The 15,615-nt window shown below is 54.4% G+C and carries 11 protein-coding genes and 1 tRNA gene; 3 read left to right on the top strand and 9 right to left on the bottom strand.

Translation table 11 applies throughout. The features are described 5' to 3' along the window. Positions 1-209: 209 nt before the first annotated feature. Positions 210-5,084, top strand: coding sequence for an ATP-binding protein (locus V9G17_08135; GenBank protein ID MEI2752560.1), 4,875 nt, complete (start codon positions 210-212; stop codon positions 5,082-5,084). 353 nt (positions 5,085-5,437) lie between these two features. Here the strand turns inward: V9G17_08135 and V9G17_08130 are convergent, their stop codons facing one another. The 3 genes from V9G17_08130 to V9G17_08120 form a co-directional block, all read right to left on the bottom strand. Continuing rightward, positions 5,438-7,285 carry an ABC-F family ATP-binding cassette domain-containing protein gene (locus V9G17_08130; protein MEI2752559.1) on the bottom strand — a complete coding sequence of 616 codons (1,848 nt, stop codon included), beginning with the start codon at positions 7,283-7,285 and terminating at the stop codon, positions 5,438-5,440. Positions 7,286-7,434: 149 nt separating this feature from the next. Beyond that, positions 7,435-7,770, bottom strand: coding sequence for a hypothetical protein (locus tag V9G17_08125; GenBank protein MEI2752558.1), 336 nt, complete (start codon positions 7,768-7,770; stop codon positions 7,435-7,437). A gap of 153 nt (positions 7,771-7,923) precedes the next feature. Continuing rightward, on the bottom strand, positions 7,924-9,627 hold the full coding sequence (locus tag V9G17_08120) for a glutamine--tRNA ligase/YqeY domain fusion protein (GenBank protein ID MEI2752557.1): 1,704 nt from the start codon (positions 9,625-9,627) through the stop codon (positions 7,924-7,926). 199 nt (positions 9,628-9,826) lie between these two features. Between V9G17_08120 and V9G17_08115 the strand changes: the two genes are divergently transcribed. Beyond that, the gene (locus V9G17_08115; protein MEI2752556.1) at positions 9,827-10,987 is read left to right on the top strand and encodes a hypothetical protein; all 1,161 of its coding nucleotides are present in this window, start codon (positions 9,827-9,829) and stop codon (positions 10,985-10,987) included. Positions 10,988-11,231: 244 nt separating this feature from the next. Here the strand turns inward: V9G17_08115 and V9G17_08110 are convergent, their stop codons facing one another. The 3 genes from V9G17_08110 to V9G17_08100 all read right to left on the bottom strand — a co-directional run bounded on the left by V9G17_08110 (position 11,232) and on the right by V9G17_08100 (position 12,736). Further along, a complete protein-coding gene (locus V9G17_08110) occupies positions 11,232-11,645 on the bottom strand; it encodes a hypothetical protein (GenBank protein MEI2752555.1) in 414 nt (137 codons plus the stop codon). A gap of 15 nt (positions 11,646-11,660) precedes the next feature. Next, positions 11,661-12,185 (bottom strand): hypothetical protein, encoded by a 525-nt coding sequence (locus V9G17_08105; GenBank protein ID MEI2752554.1) that lies wholly within the window; start codon positions 12,183-12,185, stop codon positions 11,661-11,663. Between the two features lie 125 nt (positions 12,186-12,310). Further along, positions 12,311-12,736 (bottom strand): hypothetical protein, encoded by a 426-nt coding sequence (locus V9G17_08100; GenBank protein ID MEI2752553.1) that lies wholly within the window; start codon positions 12,734-12,736, stop codon positions 12,311-12,313. Between the two features lie 180 nt (positions 12,737-12,916). Here V9G17_08100 and V9G17_08095 point away from each other — a divergent pair. After that, positions 12,917-12,994 (top strand) — tRNA-Glu (locus tag V9G17_08095). A 6-nt stretch (positions 12,995-13,000) separates the two neighbouring features. Here the strand turns inward: V9G17_08095 and V9G17_08090 are convergent. Genes V9G17_08090 through V9G17_08080 form a run of 3 tightly spaced genes read right to left on the bottom strand, consistent with a single transcriptional unit; the run spans position 13,001 to position 15,434 of the window. Then, positions 13,001-14,077, bottom strand: coding sequence for a tyrosine-type recombinase/integrase (locus V9G17_08090; protein ID MEI2752552.1), 1,077 nt, complete (start codon positions 14,075-14,077; stop codon positions 13,001-13,003). After that, positions 14,064-14,387, bottom strand: coding sequence for a helix-turn-helix domain-containing protein (locus tag V9G17_08085; protein MEI2752551.1), 324 nt, complete (start codon positions 14,385-14,387; stop codon positions 14,064-14,066). The genes V9G17_08090 and V9G17_08085 overlap by 14 nt, the downstream gene beginning before the upstream one ends. A gap of 42 nt (positions 14,388-14,429) precedes the next feature. After that, positions 14,430-15,434 (bottom strand): replication initiation factor domain-containing protein, encoded by a 1,005-nt coding sequence (locus V9G17_08080; protein ID MEI2752550.1) that lies wholly within the window; start codon positions 15,432-15,434, stop codon positions 14,430-14,432. Positions 15,435-15,615 lie beyond the last annotated feature (181 nt).

The raw sequence follows: 15,615 nt of genomic DNA, 5'->3' as shown, positions 1-15,615 counted from the left end.
GCCCCCGCTTCACTTGATTCATATGGTCAAAGTAGGACCATTGCCTGATACACCTTCGAGTTAAACACTAGACACGCCGTAGGGAGTAAGACTACGTTATCGTCCTTCACACCCTCATTTTCTATTTCGGCTTTTGGACATTAATAAGAACCCTGGCTAACACTCTTAGTGTTAATTGAGTTTGTCGAGGAGTTTAGGAGGTGGGATCGATGGAAGGCGATTTGACAGTTCTTAGCTCAACATTTCCAGAAGTCACTAGCCCGGAAATACTTCGTGACAACCTAATTAGTTATATAAAAGACCAGTTTTCGTCAGATCAAAAAGTAATAGTTGTTCAAGGGGTGGTGGGTTCAGGGAAAACGACTCTTCTTGGTCAATTCGCCAGAACCTTCTCTGACCGAAGCTTCTCGTTTTTTGCAGGCACGACATTCCCGACCTCTCATCCGAGAGCGTTCCATATGGATATGTGTGAGCAGATGGGGAAGGCTCTCGGCCGACAAATAGACAATATCGGAGAATATAGCACTGAGAAGCTTGAAACCCTTTACCTCGACCTGCTTCGCCAAGTTAGTCAGTTGAGTAAGCAGAGAAAAACAGAATACTATTTTATCGTCGATGGAATAGAGTGGCTGTCAGTGTCAAATGGTGGGCACAGCATAGTCGATTACCTCCCTGGCGAGCCAAAAGCTAACATTCGATTGCTCCTTTCTTCAGAAGTCGGTCGCACCTTCCCATTCAAAACCCACGCTACTCCGATGGTCTTCTTTTCAGCAAAAGAGACTGAGTCATACCTAGAGGGGCTTGGGTTAGCTCCCAAAGATATCCAGGCGATACACAAACGTTGCCAAGGAATGCCTGGTTACTTGGCAGGCTTAAAACGATTGCTGGCTTCCGGAGTTGTATTTAAAGAAATAACCGAGAGCTTACCGTATGAACTTAAGGAAATTTTTGATTTGGAGTGGAATCGAATCGGGGATGTGAATAGCTCTTTAGAAAAAATGCTTGCACTATTCGCTTACTCATCAGAACCACTAACCCTAGCGCAGACTGTCACTATATTAAATCTTGGGGAATCAGAAACGGATAGGCTGAGGGAAAAACTTCAAAGGATATCTTTCTTACGCATTGAACGTAAGGATTTTAAGATTGGATTCGTTTCAGATGCCCACAGGCAATTTGTTAGTGAACGTCTCCGCCATCTTAGAGGAGAAATTGAGCAACTTTTAATCACCCACTATTACGCGAATCCTTTCTCTAAACCATCGTTGGCTTTACTACCGCAATATTTGGCTGCGCAAGGCAGTTACGAACAACTTCGCGACTTAATAACAATTGATTATATTTCGAGGGCTCTACAATCGTCTCGTGATGCTGCTGCATTAAGAAAAACGCTAGCCCTTGCCGCAGATCAAGCGCAGCAAAACAACGATCTACGCTCATTATTAACCTATACAATAGTCAGCTCAGTTCTCACCAGCTTATCAAGGAAGCCTATTGCAACATCGGAGGTTCAGGCTCTCATTGATCTTGGAGATTATGGTCAAGCCTTCTCCGTCGCATATGACTCCCTCCTGATTGAGGATAAGCTACAGCTTGCATCCTTAATTGGCAGTAGGATGCAACAAGCCGGACTTTCCGTTCCGGAAAAAATTCTCACAGACCTCGAACAAATGGCCGGAGCCGTCGATCCTCTCACCTTGAAAAGACGATCCCTTGAGATCGCGGCAAGTTTATTTGACTTGCTTCCAGAGGCTGCAGTCGGTCTTGTCGAGCGAGCAGGAATCGCAGGGGATTCAGAACGTTCTCTCGACCTCGCAAGAGCGATGTTAGGAATGTTTCTGGACAAGGACTCAGGGGATATTGTTCGTTCTCGCATTACCGACCAAAGCCTTCGTGATTTCACAACAGCGCACTCTCCCCGCATTTCTCAATTAGCGGCAGATGAGATTATCGCTGAAGTCGCACAGATCAACGATGTTTCAGCCAAAATAGCATGTCTAAAAAGTTGGTGTACCGAGCATAAAGAAGATGAATCTGCACACAGAGTGGTTGAGATTGCACTGGAAGTAATTACAGGAGATCAAACTTACGCTCCGTCCATTCGAACTCTCAGACAATTAGCCCAATCAATCAAGCCCAGTGAATCAAGGGAGGCGGAGAAGCTTGTTAAAAGGATCGATCTTCTAAAGGCGACTGCAATAAAGACTCCTGCCGAAGAGGTTGTCTATATTGAGATGGTCCTTGCTCGGCTTGAGGGGAAATGGGATCGAGAGGAAGGCAACAATCGTATGCTGAAAGCATACTTTGATGTTGAATCACTCGCTGATCTCGATGCGCAGTGTTATGCACTTCTCAGAATCGTTCTTATGGCTCCGCTTGTTGATCCCTCGGATAGTCTGCATTTGAGAGATGAAGCGCAACAGTCGCTAAAAGATAAATTCAAATCACTTTTAGAGTCGTCAGCAGATCATGAGGCAATTGCAGAGCGCCTCTTAAGTACTCTTGCCCAAAACAATCATGTTTTGGCTGTAGAGTTCTCACAAAACCTCAACAAGGAACGTTGTAGGAACCAAGCGCTTCAAAAGATATTGGAAAGCTATGCTAAGGCTGCTGGAGAAAAAACTGATCTTGAATTCGTAGAAAGAACTCTGGCCCGAATTTCAAATTCGTCGTTACGCCAATATTCGCGTGTCAAAGTAATTCATATACTATCCGAAACGGATATGTTTCATAAGATATCTAAAGCGCGTTCCTTCCTCCGAGATTCTGATAGCGTAGATCATCCTTGGAACAAGTGTTATGGAATGGCCTTCTCAATCAATGCTATGAAGCGAGCTGGGGATAGCGGTTTTGTTGCTGGCCAGTACAAAAACATTTTGGCTGAGATGGAGAGAGTAGACGCTACATGGGATCAGGTAAGCCTCGGGTTTGCTCTTGCTTCGGTGCTCGGAAAGGAGGCGCCCCAACTCGGGCAGGAGCTCTTGCAATATTCGTACAAAAAGAGAACTGAATCCCCCCTATCTGAGGATTTTTTTGCGGAAATCTACCAAGAATGTCTCGGGCTCGCCATAAAATTACTAACTCGGTCCAGTACACAGAAAACCTTCGTTTGGGCTGATTGCAAACAAGTTCTTTCTCTGATCAAAAACATCCCATCTTTTAGTGCCCAATGTGGGCTACTAGCCAAGCTCGCCCTGGAGATCTTTAGGAGTGGCTACAGCACTGAGTTCAACAAAATAGTCGAAACTGAATTACTGCCTTCATACGAGAATTGTTTAAACAATGACTCTAAGTACATCTCCTTTGCACGTATGGCACCTGTTCTCTACGAATATGATGGGCTACATTTTTTGGATCGCATCAGGAGCTTGCCCAAAGCCGACCGAGATAGAATCTTGTTGCGAGTCACTAAATATCTGCTAGCAAATTGCGACCCAGATGATCCTATTAATTTCGAAAAGCTCAAAGCAGACATTGACATAAAGATTGCGCGCAGAATTATTGAGCTTATTCGCGAGATGTCCTTGGATTCCTGCATCGTTGCTACCATAGAGTTATTCGTTGACTCCATTATCGTTCGAGACTCTTACGACAAGCATCGTGAACGCTGTAGGGGATTTATCGAGCGAGACGCGTTAGAAATGGCTGCGCAACTCCAAGATATTGCAAATCAGAAGCTTCCGGATCCTAACAATATCCAGCATAAGGGTTGGCTCATCAGTGCATCTGCAATCATTGCCAGGTTACGTGCTGCCGCACAAAGCAGAACCCCTGAGCGACATGAGTGGCAAGCGATAGTCGAGGATGCGGACGCGATCGCAAATGTCCCCGACAGAGTCTTAGTCTATGCCCGCATCTCAGAACAAATGTCGGTATGCCAGCCCACCTTTGCAGAATTAATTCTCAAGAAGGCAGAAAGCTGTATTGCAGACATTCGAAATCCAATGGATAGAGCTGAACGCCTATATAGTATTGCCGAAAGGTGGAAAGAGTTAGGACGAAGTGATGCGGTCAAAGATCTACTAAAAAACAGTTTGAGCGCCCTAGAGGCGGTACCTCTTACCAAAAATCGGGACGAGGTTGTGGGTGAAGTGATGGAATTGGCGCATTCTGTCGACCCTGATTTCGCTAGCAGCCTAGCCTCGGTAATGGAGAACCCTATTGCTGAGCATCGCGCTCGGTTGTCTTGGGGAGCCAAAACCCTCCAAAAGTCTCCTCAGAACATGCAAGTGGATCAAAAGCAAATGTCCGAAGATTTCCAGCATATGCTGGCTCAAGCAGCAGAAGATATGAATGCGGAATATCACGCAGGGACGGGCACTCTTCCGCACTCAGCGGTTGTGCCTAAATGGCTTGGTCAAATGGTCAATGCGAGATTTGAAGATACGAAGAAAGTAGTGGCATGGACGCTTGAGAACAGCATTAGACAAGGAAAGTCTCCGGAGGAAATCGGCACCCTATTTAAAGTCTTGGTGGACACGCTTAATCTTTGTTTGGAAATAGGCAAAGCGTTGGGTGGAATTCAGAGCATTTCCGCAACGGTAAGCACAGTTGCTCTACCTGCAAAGGTCAGTCTTTTTAAAGCAGGGTCAAAGAAGGAAGCTAGAGGTGCTGTACAAGATTGGATCAAAACAAATGCCCATACGTACTTGAAAATCTATGACCCATATTTTTCTTGTGCCGACCTGGACATTCTGAAGTCCGTAACAACAGACATTAAGGTCTACATAATAACAACATGGAAAGCTCAAAAAGGTGTGGGTCTAGGTGAAAGAATGGTTGAGCAACTATTCAGAGATGCGTGGAAGGACATTTCCGATAGCGATCCACCATGGACCTTGATCGTCATAGTTGGGACGAAGTCTGGTGGAAGTCCAATACACAGCCGCTTCCTTCTAACTGAAGGGATTGGGCTTAACCTAAGCACTTCGGTGAATGGGCTGGGCGCTAAGGACACGGATTTGAAGGAATTGAGCTCTGAGGAAATCGCTGAAATTGCTATGGAATTTGTTGATCCTGTCCTGAACCATCAGCTTACTACATTTAACAGAGAGAAACTGCATGTCCATCCATTCTTACTATAATAAAAGCATAGCGTAGGACGGCTAGTATCTCCGGATGTGAGAGAGGGCAAATTGAATCGTGCGACTGGAATAAGGATCGCGGAGCCATCCCGTACTTCAAACTAGAAATTGTCCTCATGTTCTAAGTAATGTTTTGGTCCCGGTTTTGGTCACGGTTCGGTCCCGGTTTTGGCCCCGATTACAGGTATGCCTCCGTCGTCACTGATCCTCATCATGACATATGAAAGCCATTGATCTATAAAGAGAAAATATTCATATGTGCTTCTTGATCGCTGTCAGTCTCTAGGGTGCCTTGTGCGACTTTGGAGCTGGCTACCTAGGTTCGATTCCTAGTCCCCCAGCCAATTTATCCCTCACGAGCTCTGCACGGCCTGCGCGCGTTTCTCCTCCAGTTCGGTCCAACGGGCATAGAGCCGTTCTACCTCCGCCTGTGCCGCGACCAGTGCCTGGCTTCGTGCTTGGAGTGCTGCCGCATCCGACATCACGGCCGGATCCTGTATTGCGGCTTGGCAGGCCGTAACCTGTTCCTCAGCTTTGAGAATGTCTTCCTCGATTGTGCCCCATTCCTTCTGCTCGCGATAACTCATCTTTTTGACTTTGCGAGCGGGAGTTGCCGAGGCACCCTCGTCCTGAGTGGCAGCCGTGCGCCCGTCACTCTTCGACTCCGGGGCGGACCCGCCGGCCCGTTCCTGCGCACTTTCCCACTGGGCATAGTCGGCGAACCAGTCCACGCGCCCTGTGCCATCCAGCGCCAGCAGGATGGTGGAGACGCGATCCAGCAACCATCGGTCATGGGTGACGAGCACGAGCGCACCGGGAAATTCCAGCAGACTGTCTTCCAAAATTTCGAGGGTGGGAATATCCAAGTCATTGGTCGGCTCGTCGAGAATGAGGAGATCCGCAGGCTGGAGCATGAGTCGAGCGATGAGGAGCCGGGCTTGTTCGCCGCCGGACAGTTTTGATACCGGGAGATCCAGCTGTTCGGGACGAAAGAGAAAGCGCTTTGCCCAGGAGGCCAGGTGAATCGAGCGATCTTGATAGACGACGGCATCGCCCGATGGGGCCAGTGCTCGCCGTAAGCTCGTGGATTGGTCCAGGGACTCGCGATGTTGCTCGAAGGAGACGATGCGCAGCGCGTCGGCTCGCGTGATGGTGCCGGAGTCGGGGTCTAGTGTCCCGGCCAGTAACCGCAAGACGGTGGTCTTGCCGCTGCCGTTGGGACCCAACAGGCCAAGCCGTTGGCCGGGTCCGAGTAGCAGGTCGAGGTTGGTGACAACGGGTGTGCCATTGAAGCTCTTGGTGACCTGCTCTGCGACCACGAGTTGTTTGGATTTTCGGCCTGAGGCGGAGAAGTCGATGCCGATGGTCGATTGTGCCGAGCGGGATTCGGCCTGGTTCAATTCATCGATGAGCTTGCCCGCTGATTGAATCCGGCCCTTGGCTTTGGTCGTGCGGGCTTTGGGGCCGCGTCGCAGCCATTCCACCTCCCGTCGGACACGGTTGGCTAATGAGGCCTGGTAGTCGGCTTGCGCTTGAAGCGCGGCATCGCGCTGTTCGAGGAAGTCACTATAGCAGCCGCGAGCCTCGAACCGGCCTTCGGGATAACAGCGGTTGAGTTCCACCATGCGGGTGGTGACTGATTCGAGGAATCGGCGATCGTGGCTGATGACGAGAAAGGCTTTGGCGCGATTCTTCAGCAATTGCTCCAGCCAGATAATGCCTTCCAAGTCCAAATGGTTCGTCGGCTCGTCCATGAGCAGCACGTCCGGCTCAAGCAGTAAGGCCTGGGTGATGGCTAATCGCTTACGCCAGCCTCCGGAGAGTGTCGAAACGGCTTGTTCCGGGTCGGGAAAGGTTCCGATGCTGAGGGCTCTGGCGATCCGGCCGCCCTGTTCGTGAGGGTCAAGGCCATCTTCTGTCAACGTGTCTTGCAGGACCTGTTCAATGGTGTGGTGCGCCGGGAAAACAGGTTCCTGCGGCACATACCCGACACGGGTGTGGCGCCGCAGCGTGCGCGTCCCTTCGTCCGGGGATTCGAGTCCCACGAGGATCTTGAGTAAGGTTGACTTGCCGGACCCGTTCGGGCCGATTAATCCCACATGGTCACCGTCGGAGAGTGCCAGGGAGAGATCTGTAAAGAGGGCTCTGACTCCATAGCTTTTGCTGATCGATTCGCAACTCAACAGAATGTTCGGGGCCATACCCTCGGTACCTCACGTCAAAAAGGGAAAAGTGCAGTATACGGTGTGGGGAGGGTGTGGAGCTAGCGGCTTTACGAAGTTGAGGAAGCAGGATGCCGCAGGGAGACTTGCGGGTGTTCAGGTTCGTGTCATCGGGCAACAGGCGACGTTCAGTGAGCAGTCTTCGCGCGTCCCGTTCGGAGACGTTGCTGAAAGCAGGTCGGACAGAGGTCATATCCGCCCTGTTTGGAGGTATGGAATGAGTCCATGTTGGAACGCCCGCAATCGAAACAGCGCACCTGACTCACGACGGATCGCGGCAAGGGAGGTGTGGGATCAATGCGTTGTAGTTGATCGTGCAGGCGACGAGTCGAACGGTGGATATCTCTTAACAGCGGTTGCGCGTCGGTTGCTGCGCCGGGGATGGCGGCTTCGAGTAGGGAGAGGCGCTCGCGAAAGGAACTGTATTCCGAGGGATGCTCCTCGCTGCCTGATCCCGTCACCATCGTCGTGGCTCCTTTGTGCTCTGGTGAATACCGATCGCGCGAGGGGTGATTGTCGTTCACCGACGCGGAAGGGATCAAGCGGGCTGAAGGTTGGTGCTCCCCGTACTTTGTGTGGGACGGTGAATAGGCTTGATTGAATGTGGACGGGTTCGATCAGCGCGGGGTCTGAGCTTTCTCGATCTTGGCCCAGGTGTCTTTGAGTGTGACGGTTCGATTAAACACCAGCTTGTCGGGTGATAAATCGGGATCGGCGCAAAAGTATCCCACGCGCTCGAACTGGACTCTCGTGCCGGGGGCGATCGAGGCCAGGCTCGGCTCTACTTTGCAGGTGAGCAGTCGCTCCAGCGAATGGGGATTCAGGTGCTGGGTCCAATCCTGGTCAGCCGGGATTTTCCCCGGATCCGTGAGCATGAGGCTCTCATAAAGCCGGATTTCCGCATCGACGGCCTGTGAGGCTGATACCCAATGGATCGTTGCTTTCACCTTCCGTTGCGCCTGTGTTCCCCCGCTCTTGGTTTCAGGGTCATAGGTGCAGCGCACCTCCGTGACCTCGCCCGTGGCCGGGTCCTTCACCACGCCGACGCAGGTGATGATGTAGGCATACCGCAGGCGCACCTCGCGTCCTGGGGAAAGGCGAAAGAACTGCTTGGGCGGATCTTCTCGAAAGTCTTCTTGGTCGATATAGAGGGTGCGCGAAAAGGGCACCTGCCGGGTCCCGGCCGACGGGTCTTCCGGGTTGTTGACGGCTTCAAGCTGCTCGACCTGTCCTTCGGGGTAATTCTCGATCACCAGCCGCAAGGGGCGCAGTACTGCCATCACGCGGGGGGCGCGTTTGTTCAAGTCTTCCCGGACAAAGTGTTCCAGCAGCTGCATTTCGACCACGGCATCCCGTTTCGCGACGCCGATGGCCTCGCAAAAGGCCCGCAGGGCCTCGGGTGTGAAGCCGCGGCGGCGAAGGCCCTTCAGCGTCGGGAGCCGAGGATCATCCCAGCCGCTCACCAGTTTGCGTTCCACCAGATCGAGCAATTTTCGTTTGCTCATCACGGTGAAGGTGACGTTGAGGCGGGCGAACTCGATCTGCTGCGGCCGCCGGGGCGTCTCGCAGTTCTCGACCACCCAGTCGTACAGCGGCCGGTGGTCTTCAAATTCCAGCGTGCAGATCGAATGGGTGATGCCTTCCATCGCGTCGGAAAGCGGATGCGCAAAGTCGTAGGCCGGATAGATACACCAGGTCGTGCCGGTGCGGTAATGGGCGATGTGTCGGATTCGATACAGCACGGGATCGCGAAGATTGATATTCGGCGAGGCCATGTCGATCTTGGCCCGCAGGACATGGGCTCCGTCTGGGAATTCGCCGGCACGCATCCGCCGAAACAGGTCCAGGTTTTCTTCGATGCTCCGGGTGCGGAAGGGGCTGGCTTGGCCGGGCTCGGTCAGGGTTCCTCGGTATTTGCGCATGTCGTCGGCTGTGAGGCTGTCGACATAGGCGAGGTCTTTCTGAATCAGGCCCAGGGCATAACCATAGAGACGCTCAAAGTAATCCGATGCGAAGAACATCCTGTCCTGCCAGTCGAAGCCGAGCCAGCGGACATCGTCCTGAATGGCCTGCACGTATTCAGGATCTTCAGTTGTTGGGTTGGTATCATCCATGCGGAGATGGCATATGCCGCCTAGATTTTCATTGGCGATGCCGAAGTTCAGGCAAATCGATTTGGCATGGCCGATGTGGAGATACCCGTTCGGTTCGGGTGGAAAGCGGGTCACGACCCGGCCGGCATGTTTGCCGGTCGCGCGATCGGCTGCGACGATCTCGCGGATGAAGTCTGAACGGGTCGGCAGTTCCGGCGTGGTAGACATAGTTGTAGCGATTCCGTCGAGTTGCAGATGATGAAACGCGCCTCGTTCTATCACAGAACGGCGGGGTGGGAGAAGAGGGCCTGGCGTATCGGATCGTGGCGAGTCGATTTTTCCTGGATCGATTGTCAGGACTATTTTAGAATCGAGGTTCTGTGACAGACGGATTATCTACTGGGCGAGTGGTAACGGAGAGAAGACTATGAGTGGTCGATGGAGCGCATGGGGACTGGTCGTGCTGCTCGGCATCATCTGGGTCGGCGGAATTCAGGCGGCGGAGTCGGACTCCCTGGAGGGGTGTCGGGCCCAACCGTTCGACGCCAAGATGCAATGTTATCAGCGGCATCTGGAAACGGTGCTCCAGGCAGAAGGTACGGAGCAAGCGCTGACTGTATTGGAGCAGATCACCGCCCAGGATCCCGAGGCGTTGCGGGAAGCCCATCCGCTTGTTCATCACGTCGGCCAACGTTCGTTTGCCCGCTACGGCACGGCGCCGCTTGCATTGTCGCACTGCCGCGATGTGTTTTGGTCGGGCTGTTACCACGGGGTCCTGCAGGCGTTCCTCAGCAGTCTTCCGAACGTTGAGCCACAGCACATTGTGCTGCTGTGTCCGATCAGCGAGACCGTCTCAGCCTATTCATTTCAACGGTATAACTGTCTCCATGGGCTGGGCCATGGTCTGACCATTCAGTTTCGCTTTGATCTGCTCAAGAGTCTGGCCTTTTGTGATGCCTTGCCGGGGAGTTGGGACCGGGAATCCTGCTATGGGGGCGTCTTCATGGAAAACATCGTGACGTTTCAGCAGGCCCAACGGGCGCAACCGGTCGGGGTGCAGCCGGTCGGCGGCCATCACCATCATGAGGCGACGAGTTTCCTCAATCCCCAAGACCTCTTGTACCCCTGTTCCGTGCTGAATGAGAAATATCTGCGGGCCTGTTATCTCATGCAGACCTCCGCGGTGCTGACCTTCCTGAATTATGATTTTGCGCAGGCCTTCACGCAGTGCGCCCGCGTGGAAGGTGAACATCAGACGACCTGCTATCGAAGCCTCGGTCGTGACATCAGCGGCTATACACTGCGCGATGCGGTGCGAGTGAATGAATTGTGTCGGCTGGGGCAGGCCGACCAGATTCGGCAATGTTTTATCGGGGCCGTGAAGGACTTTATTCTCACTGATGCCAACCCCGACCCGGGGCTCGCGCTCTGCCGCAGCCTGGATGGGCCGTTCAAGAAAGACTGTTATGCCACTGTGGGTGAAATGGTGATTCCTCTTTTCGACGATAAAGAGAAACGCGCTCAAGCCTGCCGCAAGGGCGAAGACGAGTATGTCGCCGCCTGCCTCGAAGTCGCCACGGCTTTTTAGTTAGGGCCGTTCGGAACTCCACTTCCGGCCCGCCGATGGGGTCCTGCCCCTGATCAGCACCATATCTCATGAAACGCGAAGCATCCCTCGGCGCGGCCAAGCGCACATGGCGCTTGGTTGGTAGCAGCGCGCGGCCCCTTCGTTTCTGCCCTGCGCCATTCGCGACAGGCCATAGGTTCGCCTGCGACGAGATACGAACGACGCTTCACGGTCGCCGAGGGTTTCGCACGGCATGCGTGCGATGTCAGACGGTGGGCGGAGCCGAGACCTGGATCACATTGAAGTCTTTTTGTGCCACGACGCGGCCCTGTATGCGGAGGCGAAACTCATAACGACCGGGAACGGGGAACAGGAGTGCGGGGATATTAATGCCGAAGTCGGAAATCTGCAGACGGTCGCCGACGACGACCTCAGGGAGCGATGCGCGGCAGACGAGTTGGTCTGTATTCACATACACCAGGTCGATTTCGAAGTGATACGCCCCCTCGGCGTCGGTCATGCAGAAGTAGAGGCCGAGCTGCTGGTGCTGAAACGGGAATGTCACCGCCTGAAGGTGGGTGAAGAGGCCGATCAGAGATTTTTTCTTGGTCAGACTATCTTCGATGATGCAGTCGCAGACCAAGAAGGCCTGCACGCTGGGAGTCGAGACATCAGTCATGTGACCCGACCGACTTCAGCCGAGCACCGCTGTGCCGCCGCGGGCTTCGAACACATCCCCGAACAGCGTATGGGTGGATCCGATGCGGCAGAAGTGTGAGGTGATTTCGATCAGTTGTCCGCGGTGCGAATAGAATTTTCCCGTTGCCACATGGACTTTTTCACCGGGGGTCACTGCGGCTTCTAAGACCGTCTCGCCTGATTCCTGGTCCGTGACTTTGAGCCACGGCAAGTTGGGGAAGAGCGTCGGTGGGGACTCACTTGTGTCGAGGGAGAAGCGGTTGCCGTCGTTAAATGCCCAGCGATTGCGCCGTAGATGGGCCACATGATTGCCGCTGCCGTCATAGAGATCGATGGTCAGCAGGATGCGCTCCTGATCCGGCGCGAGCTCCAACACAAGTTGTTCTTTGCCTTGAACCTGAATGACCCCGTTGGTGTTTCGAAAAATGTTGGAGCCGAGCCGGATTTCCAAGCGATGCTTCTGCCGTTCCGATTCGGCCTCGTGGGAGGGATGTGCTGAGTCCGGTTTGCGTAGTTCCATGCGTAGAGAGCTAGGGAGACGCGAGAATCTGTTGCGCGACGCATTCCACCAGACGTTCTTGTCTGCACAAGTGGGAAGCAAGGTAGGCTCTTAGCAGGACGCTGTCAAGTCCGTTCTGGCCGTGACTATGGAGAGGCGGGACCTTCACGCTCGTCCACATCGGTAGCTGAGACGCAGACGGTGATTTCCTGTTCGGACTGGTCACGGAGTGGAATGGTCAGAACCTGGGACACCGCTCCTCCACCGGTCTTTTGTGACGCAGGGACAACCTTCGCGATGACGGGCCCATCCCCGGCGTTATAATAAATGGTCGTGTGGGCCAGGTTGGTCAACGGTTTGCCGTCGGTTCCCGTCGTGGGTTCGGTGTAGGCGACGGTCACGGTGGACTGCGGGGGTTTCACGCGGACTTTGGTGGTGGTTCCGCACTTGGTCCAGGCGCTGGAATTCGGGGGCGCAATGGTTCCTTCCAGGAAGCTTGCGCCGCAGCCGGCGAGTGAGAGGAATGCCGGGAGCAGCCCCGCGATCACCAGCGTGCGGGTCTTGAGAGACACGAAACACATAGACTTACTTTAGGCTAATTCGAGACGCTCCGCAAGGAGGGTGAGCCGAGCTCACGTCCCGCCCTTTTCCCAGCCGGCACCCGTCCGACTCCGGGTGACTTGCTGTTTGAAAAGCCAAAACCCGCTATGGTACAGTCCTGCTCTTTCAGTTGCCTCGCAGATTGCCTCTCTGGTCCCATCGTCTAGCTTGGCCTAGGACGGAGCCCTCTCAAGGCTCAGACACGGGTTCAAATCCCGTTGGGACCACCAACCTTTTCAGGCAGTTAGCACAAGCCGGGTCGGACCCACCCCCGGCATTGTGCTAAATTTGTGATAGTCGTCCTTAAACACCTGCACCGCGTCCCGCAAATTCTCCGGCGCCAGATGCGCATACCGTTGCGTCATCCGTCCATCGCGATGCCCGAGCAATCGCTGCACCCGATAGAGATCCACGCCTCGCTGCACGAGTGCTGAGGCGAAGGTATGCCGCAGGTCGTGAAAGCGAAAGTTCGTCACGCCTACGGACTCGCAGGCCCGCCGAAAGGCCGTCGTGACCATATCAGGCGTCACCGGTTCCCTATCCTCGGTATGTTGCAGGAACACGGGGCCGCTTGCGAGCGGTCGAGAGGGTTTCACGGCTTCCAACGTCTTCATCGCAGGATCGCACAGGGGAATGCCTAAGCGATCACCGTTCTTGGTGTGATCCAGAATAATGAGACCCCGAGCCAAATCGACTTGCTCCCACTGCAAGCACACCACGTTTTCCCGGCGTAGGCCGGTATAGCGTGCCAGCATCACGATCGGTTGCAGCCAGGTCGGACAGGCTTGGTAGATTCTCGCCAACGTTTCGTCATCGCAGTAGCGGACGCGAGCATTGTTCACCTTGCCCATCGACACGCGACAGACGGGATTGTCTCGGCACCATTCCCATTCTCGGATGGCCACATTGAACGCGGTCTTCATCAAGGCCAATTCCTTCACAATGGTGGCCGGTGCTGCTCCCGCTTGTTGCCGTTTCCACTTGTACGCGGCAATCTCCTTCGGTGTGACCTGAACCAAGGTCTTTTTGCCAAACACCGGTAGAAGGTGAGCCAAGACGCCTCGTGCCCGTCGTTCACCGTGACGGCTGGCTCCCACGACTCGCTCAGCCACGTAACGCTCGACCATTTCTTCAAAGGTCCGTTCTTGTTCTTCGAGTCGGTCGAAATAGCGACCTTCGACGAGCTTGACCTTGATCTTTCCGAGCACCGCTTCTGCGAGTCGGCGGTCTGTACATTCGGTACTCCGTCGGACCTGCCGTCCCTGATAGATAAACGTCATCCACCACACTTTGTTGCGCTTAAACAGCCCCATCTGCATCCTCCTTCTGGATGAGGCCTGATTTCGGTCTAGTTTCCCCGTGCCGGGCAGTATAGACCTCGGATTTTGCGGCTTCAATGAGGTCGTTGAGGTCGCGGCTATCGTGGTGAATGGGCAGCGGGAAAGGCTTGATGGGCTTGATGGGACTTGTTCCAAAGCCATTCAGCCACGCCTGGATGGCTTCAGGTTCAAAGCGGACGAGGCCGTGAATGCGGCGGCAAGGAATCTTGTTCTCTGAGGCCCAGAGGTAGAGTGTGGATTCTTTGATGTTGAGCCAAGCGGACAGCTCTTTGACGGTAAGCATGTGCAGATCTACCGGGGGCGTCTCGCGACACCCCCAGTCCCCCTAACATGGGCTGCCCGCGTTGCCGCCGGCAGACCGGTGAAACCGAGTGGGTCGTGTGAGCAAGTTCCGGTGTCGGTCTTTCCACCTGGAGATGCCCCTGACAATTTCCTGTAGTAGCCATTCTTCCCCTCCAGGGGTGGCACAAATGACCGCCAACATCGGCGTCAGGGTGTTGCTCACCCATCGTTTCACGTGCTGCAGGGTCTGCACCTGCTTCTCCTGGGCCAATCGCCCCTTCTGAAATCCCTCCGTCAGGAGGGCGTACCACTCCAGCATGGGAGCCCGGTATCGGTCTTCGTCTTCTGTCTCTTTGGTGATCTGTCGGAAATCTACATACGATCGAAGCAAGCCGACCACCAACTCCTTCCAATCGGCTTCGTCTAACGAGGCTAAGGCTCTCGCACATTGTTCGGCGCGATCCTTCTTGAGTTCTAACTCCCACCGAGTCCCATAGTCCTGATAGTTCTCCTGGCACTTGCTCTGGAGTTCGAGCCGTTTATCGTAAATGCGCAACAAGGTCTGACTCTGAGGACTGCCGAAATACATCGTTTCGCCCGTGATGGCCCCAGTGCCGTGGGTGAGGTTCGAGACGATATGTCGGACCTGTGCCGCACGCGTCACACATTGGCCTGCTGATACTGCTTCTCGAATCGTGCTGACCGGGACCGACCCGGCTCGATCATCTAGAGCGCAATCGATGCGGGTGACGTGCCCTTGTTGGGCCTGTACCCATTTGAGCAGGGTTCGGATTTGATCCAGTGTCAGGGCGGACGCCAGGCCGCCCGACAGATCCACATGGATTTCATTCGGGCGTCGAGGCGCATTGGTGCCCAATTTGCCGACCCCGCGCAGGCCGTCAGCCCTCATCCAGGACAGGGGATAGCCTCGGAACCCGCCTTTGGCCTTGCTCCACTCACCACCCAGGACCCGGATGGTCTCTTGGGGATTGCTGGCCAGGACGGTAAACGCTAGCCAGTCGATGGTGAGGGTGAAGCCAGACTCCATGGACTCTATCGACCTCCTGTACGGAGCGCTGTGGGTAGCGCCCCCGTGTTACCAAGACGGGGGCCATTCCGGTCCGCCCCGCAGCCTGCCGGCATGCGGCGCGGACCGGCTTTGTCTCCCGACCACGGACGACGATGTTGCTGTGTGACGCGTTCCGACTCGGACATCGTTCCCTCCCGTT

The sequence above is a fragment of the Nitrospira sp. genome (genome assembly GCA_037045225.1).
GTDB lineage: Bacteria > Nitrospirota > Nitrospiria > Nitrospirales > Nitrospiraceae > Nitrospira_A.
Note: the sequence above shows the minus strand (reverse complement) of the source record. Positions and strands in the feature narration are given on the sequence as shown.

Coding starts and splice junctions, on each gene's coding strand:
- V9G17_08135 (MEI2752560.1), top strand. CDS start 210: ATGGAAGGCGATTTGACAGTTCTTAGCTCAACATTTCCAGAAGTCACT.
- V9G17_08130 (MEI2752559.1), bottom strand. CDS start 7,285: ATGGCCCCGAACATTCTGTTGAGTTGCGAATCGATCAGCAAAAGCTAT.
- V9G17_08125 (MEI2752558.1), bottom strand. CDS start 7,770: ATGGTGACGGGATCAGGCAGCGAGGAGCATCCCTCGGAATACAGTTCC.
- V9G17_08120 (MEI2752557.1), bottom strand. CDS start 9,627: ATGTCTACCACGCCGGAACTGCCGACCCGTTCAGACTTCATCCGCGAG.
- V9G17_08115 (MEI2752556.1), top strand. CDS start 9,827: ATGAGTGGTCGATGGAGCGCATGGGGACTGGTCGTGCTGCTCGGCATC.
- V9G17_08110 (MEI2752555.1), bottom strand. CDS start 11,645: ATGACTGATGTCTCGACTCCCAGCGTGCAGGCCTTCTTGGTCTGCGAC.
- V9G17_08105 (MEI2752554.1), bottom strand. CDS start 12,185: ATGGAACTACGCAAACCGGACTCAGCACATCCCTCCCACGAGGCCGAA.
- V9G17_08090 (MEI2752552.1), bottom strand. CDS start 14,077: ATGGGGCTGTTTAAGCGCAACAAAGTGTGGTGGATGACGTTTATCTAT.
- V9G17_08085 (MEI2752551.1), bottom strand. CDS start 14,387: ATGCTTACCGTCAAAGAGCTGTCCGCTTGGCTCAACATCAAAGAATCC.
- V9G17_08080 (MEI2752550.1), bottom strand. CDS start 15,434: ATGGAGTCTGGCTTCACCCTCACCATCGACTGGCTAGCGTTTACCGTC.